Origin of the sequence: Chitinophaga filiformis, assembly GCF_021646545.1 — a bacterium.
In the GTDB taxonomy this organism is placed as follows: Bacteria; Bacteroidota; Bacteroidia; order Chitinophagales; family Chitinophagaceae; genus Chitinophaga; species Chitinophaga filiformis_A.
This window is the reverse complement of the sequence record NZ_JAKIRP010000001.1, coordinates 34,229-48,248: the sequence shown is the minus strand read 5'-3', so window position 1 is coordinate 48,248 and position 14,020 is coordinate 34,229. Positions and strand designations below refer to the sequence as shown.

Annotated in this window: 16 protein-coding genes; 6 read left to right on the top strand and 10 right to left on the bottom strand. The window is 47.0% G+C overall.

Annotated features, from left to right (window positions below):
* Positions 1-134 precede the first annotated feature (134 nt).
* Complete coding sequence (locus L3C95_RS00205; protein ID WP_236384035.1) at positions 135-695, top strand: hypothetical protein; 561 nt, start codon at positions 135-137, stop codon at positions 693-695.
* An 8-nt stretch (positions 696-703) separates the two neighbouring features.
* Here the strand turns inward: L3C95_RS00205 and L3C95_RS00200 are convergent, their stop codons facing one another.
* From L3C95_RS00200 to L3C95_RS00180, 5 genes are read right to left on the bottom strand one after another with little or no spacing between them, the layout of a single operon-like run.
* A complete protein-coding gene (locus L3C95_RS00200; protein WP_236384034.1) occupies positions 704-1,435 on the bottom strand; it encodes a metallophosphoesterase family protein in 732 nt (243 codons plus the stop codon).
* The gene (locus L3C95_RS00195) at positions 1,436-1,675 is read right to left on the bottom strand and encodes a hypothetical protein (RefSeq protein WP_236384033.1); all 240 of its coding nucleotides are present in this window, start codon (positions 1,673-1,675) and stop codon (positions 1,436-1,438) included. It abuts the gene before it with no gap.
* A 9-nt stretch (positions 1,676-1,684) separates the two neighbouring features.
* The gene (locus L3C95_RS00190; RefSeq protein WP_236384032.1) at positions 1,685-2,227 is read right to left on the bottom strand and encodes an RNA 2'-phosphotransferase; all 543 of its coding nucleotides are present in this window, start codon (positions 2,225-2,227) and stop codon (positions 1,685-1,687) included.
* A gap of 5 nt (positions 2,228-2,232) precedes the next feature.
* Positions 2,233-2,778: an NADAR family protein gene (locus L3C95_RS00185; protein WP_236384031.1), complete on the bottom strand. Its 546-nt coding sequence runs from the start codon at positions 2,776-2,778 to the stop codon at positions 2,233-2,235.
* A 3-nt stretch (positions 2,779-2,781) separates the two neighbouring features.
* Complete coding sequence (locus tag L3C95_RS00180; RefSeq protein ID WP_236384030.1) at positions 2,782-3,459, bottom strand: NUDIX hydrolase; 678 nt, start codon at positions 3,457-3,459, stop codon at positions 2,782-2,784.
* A 349-nt stretch (positions 3,460-3,808) separates the two neighbouring features.
* Between L3C95_RS00180 and L3C95_RS00175 the strand changes: the two genes are divergently transcribed.
* From L3C95_RS00175 to L3C95_RS00160, 4 genes are all read left to right on the top strand, one after another.
* On the top strand, positions 3,809-4,072 hold the full coding sequence (locus L3C95_RS00175) for a DUF6520 family protein (RefSeq protein WP_236384029.1): 264 nt from the start codon (positions 3,809-3,811) through the stop codon (positions 4,070-4,072).
* A 180-nt stretch (positions 4,073-4,252) separates the two neighbouring features.
* Positions 4,253-5,089, top strand: coding sequence for a hypothetical protein (locus L3C95_RS00170; protein ID WP_236384028.1), 837 nt, complete (start codon positions 4,253-4,255; stop codon positions 5,087-5,089).
* Between the two features lie 162 nt (positions 5,090-5,251).
* Complete coding sequence (locus L3C95_RS00165) at positions 5,252-5,749, top strand: hypothetical protein (RefSeq protein ID WP_236384027.1); 498 nt, start codon at positions 5,252-5,254, stop codon at positions 5,747-5,749.
* 12 nt (positions 5,750-5,761) lie between these two features.
* Positions 5,762-6,727 carry an HTTM domain-containing protein gene (locus tag L3C95_RS00160; RefSeq protein ID WP_236384026.1) on the top strand — a complete coding sequence of 322 codons (966 nt, stop codon included), beginning with the start codon at positions 5,762-5,764 and terminating at the stop codon, positions 6,725-6,727.
* Between the two features lie 20 nt (positions 6,728-6,747).
* Here L3C95_RS00160 and L3C95_RS00155 read toward each other — a convergent pair whose 3' ends face one another.
* A complete protein-coding gene (locus L3C95_RS00155; RefSeq protein ID WP_236384025.1) occupies positions 6,748-7,416 on the bottom strand; it encodes a DUF1345 domain-containing protein in 669 nt (222 codons plus the stop codon).
* A 135-nt stretch (positions 7,417-7,551) separates the two neighbouring features.
* Here L3C95_RS00155 and L3C95_RS00150 point away from each other — a divergent pair, with 135 nt between their 5' ends.
* Positions 7,552-8,796, top strand: a complete 1,245-nt coding sequence (locus L3C95_RS00150) for a DEAD/DEAH box helicase (protein ID WP_236384024.1) — start codon at positions 7,552-7,554, stop codon at positions 8,794-8,796.
* Between the two features lie 15 nt (positions 8,797-8,811).
* Here L3C95_RS00150 and L3C95_RS00145 read toward each other — a convergent pair whose 3' ends face one another.
* The 4 genes from L3C95_RS00145 to L3C95_RS00130 all read right to left on the bottom strand — a co-directional run bounded on the left by L3C95_RS00145 (position 8,812) and on the right by L3C95_RS00130 (position 13,950).
* On the bottom strand, positions 8,812-10,011 hold the full coding sequence (locus tag L3C95_RS00145; RefSeq protein ID WP_236384023.1) for a hypothetical protein: 1,200 nt from the start codon (positions 10,009-10,011) through the stop codon (positions 8,812-8,814).
* A gap of 371 nt (positions 10,012-10,382) precedes the next feature.
* Positions 10,383-12,029, bottom strand: coding sequence for an NAD(P)/FAD-dependent oxidoreductase (locus tag L3C95_RS00140; protein ID WP_236384022.1), 1,647 nt, complete (start codon positions 12,027-12,029; stop codon positions 10,383-10,385).
* Positions 12,030-12,208: 179 nt separating this feature from the next.
* Positions 12,209-13,213, bottom strand: a complete 1,005-nt coding sequence (locus L3C95_RS00135) for a helix-turn-helix domain-containing protein (RefSeq protein ID WP_236384021.1) — start codon at positions 13,211-13,213, stop codon at positions 12,209-12,211.
* 197 nt (positions 13,214-13,410) lie between these two features.
* Positions 13,411-13,950 carry a hypothetical protein gene (locus L3C95_RS00130; RefSeq protein WP_236384020.1) on the bottom strand — a complete coding sequence of 180 codons (540 nt, stop codon included), beginning with the start codon at positions 13,948-13,950 and terminating at the stop codon, positions 13,411-13,413.
* Positions 13,951-14,020: the final 70 nt, after the last annotated feature.

The following is a 14,020-nucleotide window of genomic DNA, read 5'->3' as shown; positions in this document are numbered from 1 at the left end:
CGTAAATAAAGTAATACTTTAGTATCAAGAATTCATGTGAGATGCAAAAGTCCCTTTATGCCTTATGTCTCTTTTTGTTGCCGGCATGCTATTCCACTATAGAGTCTCCCAGGGAAAAAGAAACAGCCACTGGCATGAATAATACAGTTGAACCTGCCATCGACACCGGTGTCATGATACTTTCGTCTCCGCCGGAAGATGCCCAGGTCATTCCTGACACTGTCCGCGTAGAGGGATATTTCAATGGAGATACCAGTCGCGACATTGGGTATGGCGTGTTTTACGGCAGGATCAACAGCGACAAGCCACATGAGGAAGGGATGGAAGTGACAAGCGAAACGCAGTATGTTGTCCGGTTCCAGGATAACAAGATAAAACCAATGCCGGTAGTAATAGGCAGGCATATCAGATTGGTGAACGAAGGGGATTTGAATGGGGACGGTGAAGATGATATCTCTGTTTTCGTACAATCCATGCATGCCTGCATGTATACATGCAGCACCTGGTCTTATATAGCAGGAAGGTGGGTGAGGATCACCGAATACTGGGACATACCTACTGCCTGCGATTACCTCAGTGATGAAGACCTGGAGAGCAGGATCGAAATGGAAGACGGTGAACTTTACTATTATGAAACAGACATCAATGACAAAGATTTTCCACTGGTGAAAAAGGAATTAACCTTGATAAGATAATTAATTGCTTAGCGGTTCCTTCCTTTTTCGTTTGGATAAAGCTGTTGTACAGGATCACTCTGCCAGAACTTTTTAGTATCAATATCCATTGCCGTCAGTTTCCCATAAAAAGCCGCACCCGTATCTACATTCCACACATTACAACCATTCATGGGTACATCTACATCGTAGTTGATGGTAGGTGTATGACCAATAAAGATCTCGTTGAAGACTAACAATCTTTTAGGAAACAACTTGGAATCTCTCTTGATACGTTTATCCATCGTAATAGCCATTTCCCAGAGGGTTCTATCCCAGTGATAACTGGTATCATATCTTTCCATGGCAGGGCCATGCATGGAAGTAAAACCAGCATGTATGAACAATCTGTTTTCCGAATCGATCACATAATCTCTCATCCGGTTATAAAAAATGATATGCGCATTCTTCTGCGACTGACTATAGCCTTCGTAACTGGCCACTGTTTCTCTGCCTCCATTGAATTGCCAGGTCTGGTCAGGGAATCCTCCCATCAGCCATGCCTCGCACCAGGCGTCATGATTCCCTTTGATGAAAATGCACTGGTATTGTTTTTCCAGTTGCATGAGGTAATCAATGACCTGTGCAGATTGTGACCAGCCATCCACATAATCTCCCAGGAAGATGAGCTGATCATCCGCTTTCAGCTTGATCTTTTCAAGCACTTGTTCCAAAGCTCTCAGTGCGCCATGTATATCCCCAATTACAAACGTCCGCGCCATTTACCTGTAAATTTTGGCCTGCAAGTTAACAATCAACTGGTCAATTGCATCTCTTTTGGCCAAAACATTTAGCCATTCGGCGGGAATTGTTTCCCAGCCATAGAGTAATCCTGCCAATCTCATCCCTGTAACCTGCTCGCATAGCATTTCACTCCTGGAGCAGAATTCCACCGGCACGCCCAATGCATCGCCGGTGGCTACTCCCAGTAGTGCGTCTTTAATAAAATTCCTATTGGTCATTGGTCCTGTTTAGAAATTGATATACTTCGCCGGCACATGATCCGTCAGCCAGACACCATTGTCTGACAGATAGAACAGGAACCCATCCCTATGCATTGCCCCGCTGTTAATATTGAGGATGACAGGTATGCCGCGACGACTACCTACTTTCACCGCTGTTTCCCTGTCACGGCTCAGGTGCAGGTGCTGACGGCTCATCCTTTGCAGTCCTTCTTTACGGATGCTGTCAAGGAATTTTGATACTGTTCCATGATAAAGGTATTCCGGTGGTTCCTGCGGATCCAGGCCCAGCGATATATTCACGGAATGTCCCTGGCTGGCGCGTATTTTATTGCCATCCACACTGAAGGAATAGCGTTGCTTATCATCTGTCTCCACTACTTCTTCCAGTTGGTCGAAAGAAATGCGATGTCCGTTGGCATTCATTTTAGCGATCAGTTCATCTACATCTGTCCAGCCATTTTCGTCGAGTGTGATGCCGATCACTTCAGGCTGATGTCGTAGGATCAGGCTCAGAAATTTACTGATGCCTTTCCTTTGTTTCTCGTTCATTGTATTTATTGTTTTAGTTGGTCCCTGACTTCCATCAGGGCATATCCGAGGAGATTATGTCCCCGCCATAGAGTTGGGTTCTCCGCGTCTTCATGATTAGCGCCCATACCTATTCCCCAGATGCGGTCCAGCGGACTTGCTTCTACGATGATGGTGTCGCCGGTGTTGAGCAGGAATTCTTTCATTTTGGGATATTGAGAGAATTTCAGCAGATTCCCTTTCATTACGATCTCAAATTTTTTCGCATCCCAGGTGGCGGGATCAAAATGCTGCACCAGCCTGCCCAGTTTTTTTGCATCTGCAGGGGAGGGGGCTTTCAGTATTTTTTCTTCTGCAGCAGCATCGTTGAACAGTCTTGCTTTTTCGGCCATCATCCAATGTTCTGCTGTAGGGTAAACATGCTGCTCGTCTTTGAAAGCGGCTGGCCACCATTGGCTGAAGCAGCTTTTAGTGACATTGCCGGGTTCTCCTCTGTGTCCCCAGAAGAAGGTGTAGGTTAACTTTTCCTTGGCCTTATATCGTTTGATCAGCCAATCATTATTGTATTTCATAGTTTAGATATTTATCTGGAAGCTGTTCTTCTTTAGTTTTTTATTGAATTTATAGAGATCAGGGTGTCTGTTCTGGGATCCTTCTCTTTTCTTCCCGGTGTTAATAATATATTCAGAATCGAGGATCTTCCTTCTGAAATTGCGGCGGTCAATCGTCGTATCCAGGATACACTCATAGAGTTCATGCAGCTCCGGCATAGTGAACAGATCATCCAGCAACTCAAATCCCACTGGGAAATAAGTGATCTTCGAACGGAGTCGCTGGAGTGCCTGCTGGAAAATGATATCGTGATCAAATCCCAGTGCAGGTAACTCATTGATGGTGAACCAGCTGACATCATTAGCCATACTACCTGCAGCAATCGCCACCCGGGAGGGATTGACGAGTGCATAGTGGGCCACTGATATCGCCCGGCCACGGGGATCGCGGTCTGGTTCATCAAAAGAGTATAACTGTTCCAGGTAGACATCATCCATTCCCAGTTTTGTTTTCAGCACCCTTGAGCAGGTATCCTTAAAACGTTCTTCCATTTGCAGGAAGGCGCCAGGCAGTACCCAGCGGTCTTTAAAGGGTTCTTCCTTTCTGTTCAGGAGTAAAACGGACAGGTTCTGTTTACTGTAACCAAATACGACCAGGTCCACTGCCAGGGAGGGGTTCTGATAACTATGAAAGGGTTTCATTTACTCTTTGTGTTAATCTGACGCAAAGATAGTAAATAATCTATTATCAAATTCACAACTGCTGTGGCGTAGCAGCAGACTATTATATCTTCGTGACTACAATAAAGGAAAGACGGCCTTTTATCATCCATGAAAATTTCGGTACCCTATTAAATGTTAACCCCGTCACGACACAAAATGTAAACCCATGAAAAGGAAAAAAGTAAAGTGCTCATTGTTACCACAGGCAAACTTCGATAAGCATGCATTCATCGTAAGGAAACCGATACTAAGATATTGACGGCAGGTATGCTGTTAAGACAATCATCCTGTTGTTGCCCCCTTTCACCTACAAAATCAAACCACAAAAATGAAAAATCTAAGATTCGCGTTAATGGCAGTGGCCGTTACCCTTGCTGCCGGAACAGCGGTAGCCACCAGTTTACAGAACAAGGCTGAACGTGCTGAAACCAAGTACTACAAGACTAGTACAGGCGAGTTTGCAGTAGCAGGCATTAAGGATTATGACTACGTATGTGCATGGGACCATTTCGGCACCTGTACTTATACGTTTGACGCCGCTACCGGTACTTACAAACCCAGTGAGGCTGGTAAGATCCTGTTCCTGCGCTAAGAGCAGTAGAATGTAAAGTTATGAACGGATGGGCTGCATGTTTTGTAGCCCATCTGTTGATTTTTCCATTGTTTGCGTATTTATACGTAGTAAAACAGGAGTTTTTGCGATTGACGGGCAGGGTTAATTGATTGAATTTTGTGTCATCGAATTATTCATTAACCACAAACCCCAAAGAAAATGCGTAAACATCTCCTGTTTACAGGCGTGGCTGCAATAGCTGCCCTGTCACTGTTCTCCTGCAAGAAAGACCAGCAGGCTACCCCTCAGTCATCTATTGGTTCCACGACTGAAACCGGCGCCAGACTGAATGGCACGGACGAACTGGATGCAATCCTGAAAGACCTTTCACCGGACACCTATCTGTTGGCTTTTGATGGATTACCCGCTAACAACTACATTACCAAAGCCCGTTACGGCAACCTGTCTGACGAAACACAGTTCTTTGGCCCCGGTGGTCGTCCGCCATTCCCCGAACTGGCTAAGATCGGTTATGAAAGAGTTCCTTTCCGGAAGATCTGGATCAAAACCTGTCCTACCATGATCCCCATCCTGGATGTCGCTTCCCGTGCAGCATCACTGGCGCAGAAAGTAGATCCAAAACAGCTCTTTGATCTGGGCGTATATGAAATAGGTAGAGGACAACAACTGCTTGCTACCAAATCATTCCTGGATGCCGGTGCACGTTTATTGCCCGACGTAGTAGACCAGAAAGTGATCGGACAAACAACGCTGTCTAAATTCCGCCTGTCAATACCTGCCGGTATACTGCCTTACTTTACCCGTGGTTTCTATGGCACTGCTGATATTACCCAGGTACCCTCCGCCGGCGCCCGCCTCACTATCTACAACGGCCTGAAATGGGAAGATATCCTCAGAAGAAGGTTCCCCAACCTGATCGGTTGTTTCGATCCTGAAATCCTGAAAGATATCCGCGCCAATTTCGCCCGCCTGGATACCCGCTTTGAAAAGCTGGCCGTAGAAGAAGTAGCTGGTGGCGCCATAATTGGGTTCTAACTGATTGCACGCTTGATTCAGAAATAGCATCCGGTGAATGACGGCCTTCCCGGTGCTATTTCTGATGATTTCAACAGATCATCATACATCCGGCGGCTGCCACGCCAATGCCCCTTCGTAAGGCCGTCTTTGTAGCATCCATCTAATTTTCAATCACCTGTCATGATAACGACAAAACATCTCTGCTGGATAGGTATCGCGCTCTTCCACCTCACGGTAGCCGCTTTACATGCTGCTCACCTGGAAGAATGGACACCACATAAACCCTGGTGGCTGAAACAGATCACCACCTATGGCGATTATACCGGCAGCGGAAATATCTTCAGTTTTTTCGCACCCAATATCGGTAATGAAATAGCTGTGGTGTACACCCTCGCAGATGACACACAACAGCGGGTAACCCGGCTGGAAAGTACCAATACGGAATGCAACCGCCGTATACAAACCATCTATAATTTCTTCAGTATAGAAGAGGCCCAGTCACTGCTGGCAAAGAGCTGTGCCGCTTATATGTTACGTCAGCATCCTTCGAGCCAGATGGTGCGGGTGACCGTCATCGGCAAGCAGGTACCGGATATGGCTGCTTTCCGCGCAGGCGCTACGCCAAAGTGGGAGCCATTCCTGGTGAAAGATTTTAAAAAAACATCCCCAAAGATTTAAAACGTTGCCACTATGTTTACCCATTTTAAACGTTTTTTCCTGGCTCCTTCGACTGGCGAGCCACTGGCATTTTTCAGAATAGCGATCGCTCTGCTGGGATTAGTACAGGGCGGCTGGCTGGCCGGAAGTATTACCCTGTTGTATGGTGCCGACGGACTGGTACCCTGGTCTATCAGCAGTGGTATTGTAGACCCTTATATGCCCCAGTTATCCTGGTTGCAGCCATTGGTACATGTAACAGGCATTGCTGCTGATACCTGGGTATATGTGCTGATGGGAGTTTACTTATGCAGCCTGACCTTATTGCTGTTAGGGAAATTTACCCGCTATGCGGCCTTTATAGCGTGGGCATTACAGTTTATGTTCATTAATACCGGTTTCATGGGCGCATACGGCGTGGAAACGTTTATGCATATTGCCTTGTTCTATTGTATTATCATGCCGGTAGGAGCCGTGTATGCCTGGGATACCTTTTCCCTACATACGAAACCCGTATCCAGTGAATGGAATACACTGGCAATCCGGGTATTACAGCTGCACCTCTGTCTTGTATATATTGCTTCTGGTGTTGAAAAGGCCATGGGTATACAATGGTGGAATGGGGAAGCTATCTGGCAGACGCTGATGCAGGGACAGTTTGCCCGTTTTGATATGCGCTGGATGGCCAATTATCCCCTGTTGGCCAAAGTGATCGGATGGAGCACATTGTTTCTGGAAATAGGCTACCCATTCTTCATCTGGTGGCGCCGCAGCCGCCCCTATGGCTATCTTGCCATTGTACTGATGCACCTGGGCATTGCCGTCTTTATGGGATTACAATTATTCTCTTCCATCATGATCATATTCAATACCGCCGCCTTTGGCTGGCCTTACCTGCAACAGGCGTATCGCTCCCTTGTACAGCCATTGCGGGAAAGGAACCGCCTGCGCAGGGCCGGTCAGCTGGCTACGCAGGCATTCTGGAGTCATTTTGAATAACAGGACTGCCATTGGCGTCATTAACCCCTCAGGCCTGCCACCAGGTTGATGGTCAGCGCTACCACGAAAGTATTCAGGCCAAAGGCCAGGAGGCCGTGCAGTAACGCTGTACGGCGCAGCTTGCGGGCGCTGATCTCCACGTCCGACACCTGGAAGGTCATCCCGATCACAAAAGAGAAATAGGCAAAATCCAGGTAGTCGGGTTCCGGTTCTTTCGTGAATTCCAGGCCGCCTGCCTGTTTTTGCACGTTATCTTCATCGTCGTCATAGTAAATATGGGCATAGTGAAAGGTAAACATGGTATGCACCATGCCCCAGGAAAACAGGATGCCAGCTATGGCTACCGGTATATATAGGAATTTGTCTGCTTGTTTTGACTCGTCAGATATCATAAGTAACAATACCATCAGCATACTGGCAAAACAAGCCAGCAGGATCACGATGAATACAAATGTCCGGCTGCCGTCCTCCTTTCTGGCATATTTCCGGATCTCGTCCACGCTGCGGTTAAAGAACACGATCCAGCAGGTGACGTTATACGCAAGGGCAAATACATCCCACACCAACACAACACGAATGAGCGGGGTTAAGGATGCGAGCTGTGTAAGCAGGTATGCCAGGCCTGCTATACCTATACTGATCAGTATGCGGTGTATCGGGTGCAATCTGACAAAGAATTTGCCTTTCATGAGAATGAATTATCATTAAATATAACTATTACAATTTGTAAGCCAACACATAGGGCTACTAACGCTGAATCAGTAGGTATGATCCGCCTGAGCCCTCCTTTCGCCAATGTCAGTTGCTAGCCTTATCTTTGCCGAATGAAGTTTGAGCAGTACCATATTTCCGAAGAGATTAAGAGAAGTTTAGCCGAGTTGGGTTTTAAGCGTCCTACGGATATTCAATTTAAGGCAATTCCTTCCATCCTGAAGGGAGATGATGTATTGGCCATTGCGCAGACAGGAACGGGTAAAACAGCCGCTTTTGCTATTCCAGTGCTGCATATGCTGCAAAGGTTCCATCTCCGGAAAACGAAGGGGGAAGTGCGATGTGTGGTAATGGTACCGACCCGCGAACTGGCTGTCCAAATCACGGAAGTATTTGTCAATATAGCTAAATACACAAAACTCAACATATTAGGGCTGCATGGAGGCGTAGACGAGACGCCACAGCTGAAAAAGCTGGCCCAGGGCGTGGATGTACTGGTTGCCACACCAGGCCGCATGTTCGACCTGATCAGCCGGGGTTTTATTGACCTCAGCCAGACAGGTATCCTGATCCTGGATGAGGCAGACCATATGCTGGACCTCGGGTTCATCCGGGACATCCGGGATGTGCTGAAACACCTGCCCCGTAATCACCAGACCCTGTTCTTCTCTGCGACTATCGACGAGGAGATCAAGGACCTGGCCTATTCAGTTGTAAGGAACCCTATCAGGATCCAGATCTCTCCGCAGGACCCTGTGTCTAAAAACGTACAACATGCCGTTGCCTTTGTGGAGATGGACGATAAACGTTTCTTCTTGGAAAGACTGGTGAAAGAGTTCCCTGAAAATAAGATCCTCGTGTTCGTGCGCACCAAAGTGCGCGTGGAAAGGGTAGTGGCTGCCATGGAGCGCGTAGGCATCAAGTCTTTGGCCATGCATGGCGGCAAGGAGCAGGATAACCGCCTGCAGGTGATGGAAGAGTTCAAAAAGGGAGATATCAAACTGCTGATCACTACAGATGTGAATGCCAGGGGGATTGATATTCCTGATGTAGATTATGTGGTGAATTATGACCTGCCGGATGTGCCGGAAAACTATGTACACCGTGTAGGGCGTACCGGCCGCGGTGTAAAGAAAGGACAGGCAGTCTCTTTTTGCAGCGAGGAAGAAAAGCCGGTGCTGGAAGCCATCCAGACTTACATCGGTAAGGAGATCACCGTCATGAAAATAGACAAGAATGATTACCGGGAAACGATCAGTTTCTCTGAAGATATCCCGAACGATAACTGGCAGTTGTTGCTGGATGAGCATAACAAGCAGCAGGAAATGCTGAAGAAAAAAAAGAAGAAGAAAAAGTAAGCCATGTATAGTGGCTTACAACCCTTTTCTCAGTTGCCAGGTTTTCCTGACAAGCGCATGCGCCAGGTCCTCCATCTTTTTTAATGTTTCCTGGGAGATATGATAGTAATTTGACTGGAAGAGACTTCCTTCAAATGCTTCCTTTTTTTGAACAGAGAAACAGAGTGCTACCAGGCGGAATACATCCTGCATATTCCTGTTCTCTATAATGCCCGCTTCTTTTAGGATCTTGAAAAGCGCTGCCAGCTCCGGCAGTGTCAGATTGGTTTGTAACTTGAAATTTTCAGGTAGTGTTTTGAACTTTTTCACACTTTTGGATGACTGACGTTTCATCCCCGACTGCCGGTATTTACTTTCCACCTGCAGCCATTCCTTCAACAATGCGATAATAGACGGTGCATCATGACTATAGGCCAGGCCTTGTTTTACAGGTATCTGGCAGAGCGTTTTATGAATGAAAGACAGCAGGTCCAGTTGTGTGTGCGTGTCTGGCAGTTCTGCCAGCTGCTGACTGATATAAGACGTGCAATAGTGATAATAATCCGTGCTGTTGAAGTTGAGGGAGAACAGCAATTGCTGTAATAACCCGTGTTCCAGTGTATTATCCTCCTGCGACCAGTACTTAAGCAATGCCTGCTGCAGTTCGCGGAGGAAGTCCAGCTGGTAGTGGTTCATCTTATTGGGCACTTCCGGCAGGAACGCATCATACAGGCTCAGTATCATCATCTGCAGTTCCCGGCAGCTTTCATCACTTTCATTGAACCAGCTGCGGATCACAGAAAGACCGGGAGCGATGCGTTGCCGCATCAGTTCCCGGTACACGTTTGGCGTAACCGCCATCTTGTTATAAAACCTGGCATAGGTAAACATGAGGTAAAGAATGAGATCTTCCAGTTGATGGCAGATGTCATTACAGAGGTAGCGCCATTCGTCGTATTCCACCGGGGCAGATGTTTCTACTTCCAGCCAGCTGAAAGGTACGTCGTTGCAAAGCGCCGTGATCTTTTCCTGGCAGGTACTCACATATTTATGGAGGGTTTGTTCGCTGACGCCTGCAGCCAGGCATTCTTCAAAAGCCAGGGTAATATTTTCTATAGCGGCCAGGGATTGTTTATGCATGGAACTGGCTATTTCATAAGCTGAGGGATCGTCTGGACGTGGCGGGTGCTGCATACTGTCCAGCAGTTGCTGCAGCGGTAACAATGGCGTTCGCATGTAAAATGAATTAGGGATTGATAAATCTGGCATCAGGAAATTACGTCTACGAATTAAGCATCATGCCTAATACTTAATTCCTGATCAGCCATCTCTTGCTGTTGCAGGAAAATGGCCCGGGTGTGGTGTTTACCGCTACCAGGCCAATAGTCCTACAGCCGGGTCAACGATCAGCGTAATCGCGACGCTGAAGGAAACAGTGGCATGAAGCGCCGGATCAATTTGCGGTTACAAAAGGGAAATTTAATTCTGTTAACCTCGCATTAACTTATTTCAATGTTGAAAGGTGTATCATTACATCCTGATTGAATTTTTTAGTCTGTATACATGTAGCCGGGCACTCCTGTCCGGCTAATTTTTTATACAGCTGATCAGGCGGTTTGTCCCGTTTTTTCTTCGTGATACTCCTGTTCCGTATTGATGGACCAGATATTCTCCTTCCCGGTTTCACCAGCAATGATATTGTCTACTGCCACCATCGCGGTAAGCATGGAGTGGTCAGCGTTATTATACTTGTGCATACCATTCCTTCCAACGAGGAAGAGGTTCGGGAAGGTATTCACATATTGTTTCACTTCATCAAACCTTTCGTAGGCGCCGAAATAAGCAGGGTAGGTTTTTTCCACGCGCAGTACAGTAGAATCGAGCACGTCATTCGCATTGGCCAATCCTATTTTCTGCAGTTCGCGGATAGCGAGAGCAGCGATCTTTTCATCCGGCAGTTTCCAGAAGTCGTCTGTTTCATTACAGAAGAATTCCATACCTACCCAGGCGGTGTTAGGATCTTTCACCAGGTAGGGGCTCCAGTTGTTGAACAGCTGCAGGCGGCCTACTTTTACGTCTTTTTCCTGTATATAGATCCACGTATCTTTCAGCTGTAAAGGCTTCCATTTACCGGTTCTTTTGTCCTGTTCTGAGAGGTTCTGGAGCAGGATGCCTACGGTGATGAAATCGCGGTATTGCAGTCCGGCTGCCACTTCGCGTACATTCTGTGGTATGTCTGCATCCATGCTGGCGATGAGCTCTTTTATAGGCATGGTGCTGAAGAAAAAGTCCCCTTTTAATTCTACGGTCTGGAGGTCTTGTTTGTTAAAGGCCTCTACGGCGGTTACTTTACCGTCTTGTGTATTGACAGAGATCACGTCATGGTGCATCAGGATGGTACCGCCCATTTCCTGTACCTGGCGGGCCACTTCTTCCCACAACTGGCCGGGGCCGAGTTTAGGGTAGAGGAACTGCTCTATCAGGCTGGTTTCGGTATCTTTCTGGGCGATGTCGCCTGTTTTCTTTTTCTTCTTCTTTACGGCCGACTGCACAGCGTGTTGAATAGCCTTGCGGATGCTCACGCCCTTGATACGTTGTGCGCCCCATTCCGCCGGAATTTCGTGACAGGGTACGCCCCACACTTTCTCCGTATAGTCGCGGAAGAACAGTTTGTACAGTGTTTTGCCAAAGCGGTTGATCATAAAGTCTTCCAGGCTGTTCTCCGGTTTACGGGGAGAGATCTGGGCCTGAAGATAGGAAACCAGGATAGAGATGGTGGTGCCTATTCCCAGTTTCCTTAGTGTATCGATAGAAAGCTGTATCGGATAAGTAAAGAACTTCCGCAGGAAGTAGATGCGGGAGAGGCGTTCCCTGACCAGCATTACTTTGTCGGCGTTGCCCGAGGTAACGCTTTCGCCGGGCGCAACCTGCCTGGATTTATTCTGATAGCTGATGGTGAACTGTTCACTGCCTGTTTCCTGGGCAGGGAGGATGTTTAGCCACCAGTTCATAACACGGTCTGATTTCGAAAAGAAGCGGTGACCGCCAATGTCCATGCGATTACCTTTATAATTAATGGTCTTTGAGATACCACCAATATCTCCTGACTTTTCCAGTATAACCGGAATGATGTCGGATCTTTTTAGTAGTTCGTATGCGGCCGTTAATCCGGCGGGACCAGCTCCTATAATGATGGCTTTTCTTTTTACAGGAACCTGGCTATCTGTTTGTGGTATTAATATGGGTTGATCCATGGGCTAACTTTTGGAGAAACTCTAAAATGGTAGTATACAAGTTTTCGTTCTTTTCAAAGGTAGGTGTGAAGGCGGGAAGAGAACTTAGGAGATTGGGGGAAAAACTTTGGAGGGAAGGGTATAGCGGGCACAAAAAAAGCTCCTGGCGGAGCTTTGTGGTAAACAACGCAAAATGAAATTTACATGTTTCTGCGCAATGCAGTCAGGTTGCAGCCGTAGTACTTTTCGAAGTCCTTTACCATCTCTTCTACGTTTGGATAGCCGGAAGCGCCTACTGCGTCCTGCAGGCTACATGCTTTCTGCATGAATAGGTGATAAAGCATCATCATTTTCTGCATGTGCAGGAAGGGAACGAGACCGAGACTAAATTGCGCCCGGAACCCCTGCGCCAGCTTCAGCCCCGACATGTTGAACATTTTGGCGAGTTCCTGCACTGTGTGGTTGAGCTGCGGATGCTCGGTCAGGTAGATGAAGAGCTGGTGAAAAAGGGCTGCCTGTTCCTCCGTATAAGGCGCAATCTGGTCTGCGATCGCATCCTGCTGGGCGAAGTTGAGGAAGAGGTCCAGGCAACAGCGCTGCAGGAAATAGGCGGCAGTGGTCTCGATGTACCGGCATGACAGGATGTTCTGGATCAGCATATTACAAACAGCATTGATACGGTAAGGCTGTTCGTTAATGACGCTGGATGTTCTTTGCACCCTTTTGTTAGCGAGATAGTAAAGACCCGGATAGTGTTGTACGAGCAACATCAGGTCTGATGGCAGTATATTGATATGGAATGAAAGCACTTTCTTACCTCCCGGCATGGGTATACGCGGCATGTGGGAGTAGAGGTTGAACAGGTTGCACTGTCTTTCCCCCAGGGTAAATACATCTGGTGTTTTTGGTGACACCGCACGCAGGGTATCTTCATACATGAAGTGCAACGCCCAGAGGTGGAAGGGTGTATAGGGGCGCAGTACAATGTCTTTATGGGCAAATACATCGTGCAGCCACAGGGAGAAAGGCCCCAGCCGGACATGCTGCGACAGCATATTATAATCGTCATCCTGCTCATAATATAAGCCTGCATATGGTATGATAAGCGGCAAATATTCGGTTGGTATCTTCGCTGCAGGAAAATAGTCCTGGTCAAGGCGATCAATCAACAGCAGTTTGTTGTGTTCAAATACGGTCGGATACATAATCGCGTTTTAACGGTCTATTTTGATTCAACACATGAACTACAAATAAGCCAGGCAATCCGCTATCAGCGTGCATGAGGGCTGGCGACATGGGAACAATGCATAATCGTTGAGCCGGTTTCGTTGGTGTTCCAATGGAATGGTACAACGGTAATCGCTATTATGAGCTAAGCTAAGAAATTGGAAAGGGAAGTTCGTTAATGAGATGTTAACGAAGGCGAAAAATTCTTCAAAGTGAGGCTGGATACGAACAAATGCACTTCCTGCAAGGCTTTCAGGATCAGTTCTTCCTGCCGCCCGGGGATGGTGGCAATCGGTAATATTGTCTTGTTGCCCGCTATCAAAGGTTCCTCTGCTGTATAATGATTGAGCAGCTGGTCTTCGTAATGATTCCAGGCTTGTATGGTAGGGACGACGATGTGAATGTGGAAAGTTTCCAGGGGATTTGCTACTGCGGAATTGAAACTCCCGTGGATATACAAAGGTGGTTTAAAATCACGATAAGTTAGTTCCAGGCCCTCTATATCCGACCAGCGATTATCTCTTGTCAGCTGACAAATACTTTTTTTAATCTCACGAATGCGTTTCGCCTGCGCATTCATGACATGTTTGTTATATGCTTCGTAAAACTTGATGAGTGTATCAATTCTTTCAGCATTATTATGGAAGTAGAATGCCCAGTCCTCAATAGGGGTTTTGTCAAAAGTATCGAGCAGTTCGGTATAGTGAGCTATCATATGAGGATGGTGAAAGTTGGTTCACTGCTAAACTAATAAATGAAAAATAAAAAGAAGTTAATATGAGGTT

What these genes read in the sequence shown, in the direction of transcription:
- L3C95_RS00205 (WP_236384035.1), top strand. Translation starts at nt 135, where the DNA reads ATGAATAATACAGTTGAACCTGCCATCGACACCGGTGTCATGATACTT.
- L3C95_RS00185 (WP_236384031.1), bottom strand. Translation starts at nt 2,778, where the DNA reads ATGAAATACAATAATGATTGGCTGATCAAACGATATAAGGCCAAGGAA.
- L3C95_RS00130 (WP_236384020.1), bottom strand. Translation starts at nt 13,950, where the DNA reads ATGATAGCTCACTATACCGAACTGCTCGATACTTTTGACAAAACCCCT.
- L3C95_RS00190 (WP_236384032.1), bottom strand. Translation starts at nt 2,227, where the DNA reads ATGAACGAGAAACAAAGGAAAGGCATCAGTAAATTTCTGAGCCTGATC.
- L3C95_RS00145 (WP_236384023.1), bottom strand. Translation starts at nt 10,011, where the DNA reads ATGCGAACGCCATTGTTACCGCTGCAGCAACTGCTGGACAGTATGCAG.
- L3C95_RS00165 (WP_236384027.1), top strand. Translation starts at nt 5,252, where the DNA reads ATGATAACGACAAAACATCTCTGCTGGATAGGTATCGCGCTCTTCCAC.
- L3C95_RS00170 (WP_236384028.1), top strand. Translation starts at nt 4,253, where the DNA reads ATGCGTAAACATCTCCTGTTTACAGGCGTGGCTGCAATAGCTGCCCTG.
- L3C95_RS00180 (WP_236384030.1), bottom strand. Translation starts at nt 3,459, where the DNA reads ATGAAACCCTTTCATAGTTATCAGAACCCCTCCCTGGCAGTGGACCTG.
- L3C95_RS00135 (WP_236384021.1), bottom strand. Translation starts at nt 13,213, where the DNA reads ATGTATCCGACCGTATTTGAACACAACAAACTGCTGTTGATTGATCGC.
- L3C95_RS00140 (WP_236384022.1), bottom strand. Translation starts at nt 12,029, where the DNA reads ATGGATCAACCCATATTAATACCACAAACAGATAGCCAGGTTCCTGTA.
- L3C95_RS00155 (WP_236384025.1), bottom strand. Translation starts at nt 7,416, where the DNA reads ATGAAAGGCAAATTCTTTGTCAGATTGCACCCGATACACCGCATACTG.
- L3C95_RS00195 (WP_236384033.1), bottom strand. Translation starts at nt 1,675, where the DNA reads ATGACCAATAGGAATTTTATTAAAGACGCACTACTGGGAGTAGCCACC.
- L3C95_RS00150 (WP_236384024.1), top strand. Translation starts at nt 7,552, where the DNA reads ATGAAGTTTGAGCAGTACCATATTTCCGAAGAGATTAAGAGAAGTTTA.
- L3C95_RS00200 (WP_236384034.1), bottom strand. Translation starts at nt 1,435, where the DNA reads ATGGCGCGGACGTTTGTAATTGGGGATATACATGGCGCACTGAGAGCT.
- L3C95_RS00175 (WP_236384029.1), top strand. Translation starts at nt 3,809, where the DNA reads ATGAAAAATCTAAGATTCGCGTTAATGGCAGTGGCCGTTACCCTTGCT.
- L3C95_RS00160 (WP_236384026.1), top strand. Translation starts at nt 5,762, where the DNA reads ATGTTTACCCATTTTAAACGTTTTTTCCTGGCTCCTTCGACTGGCGAG.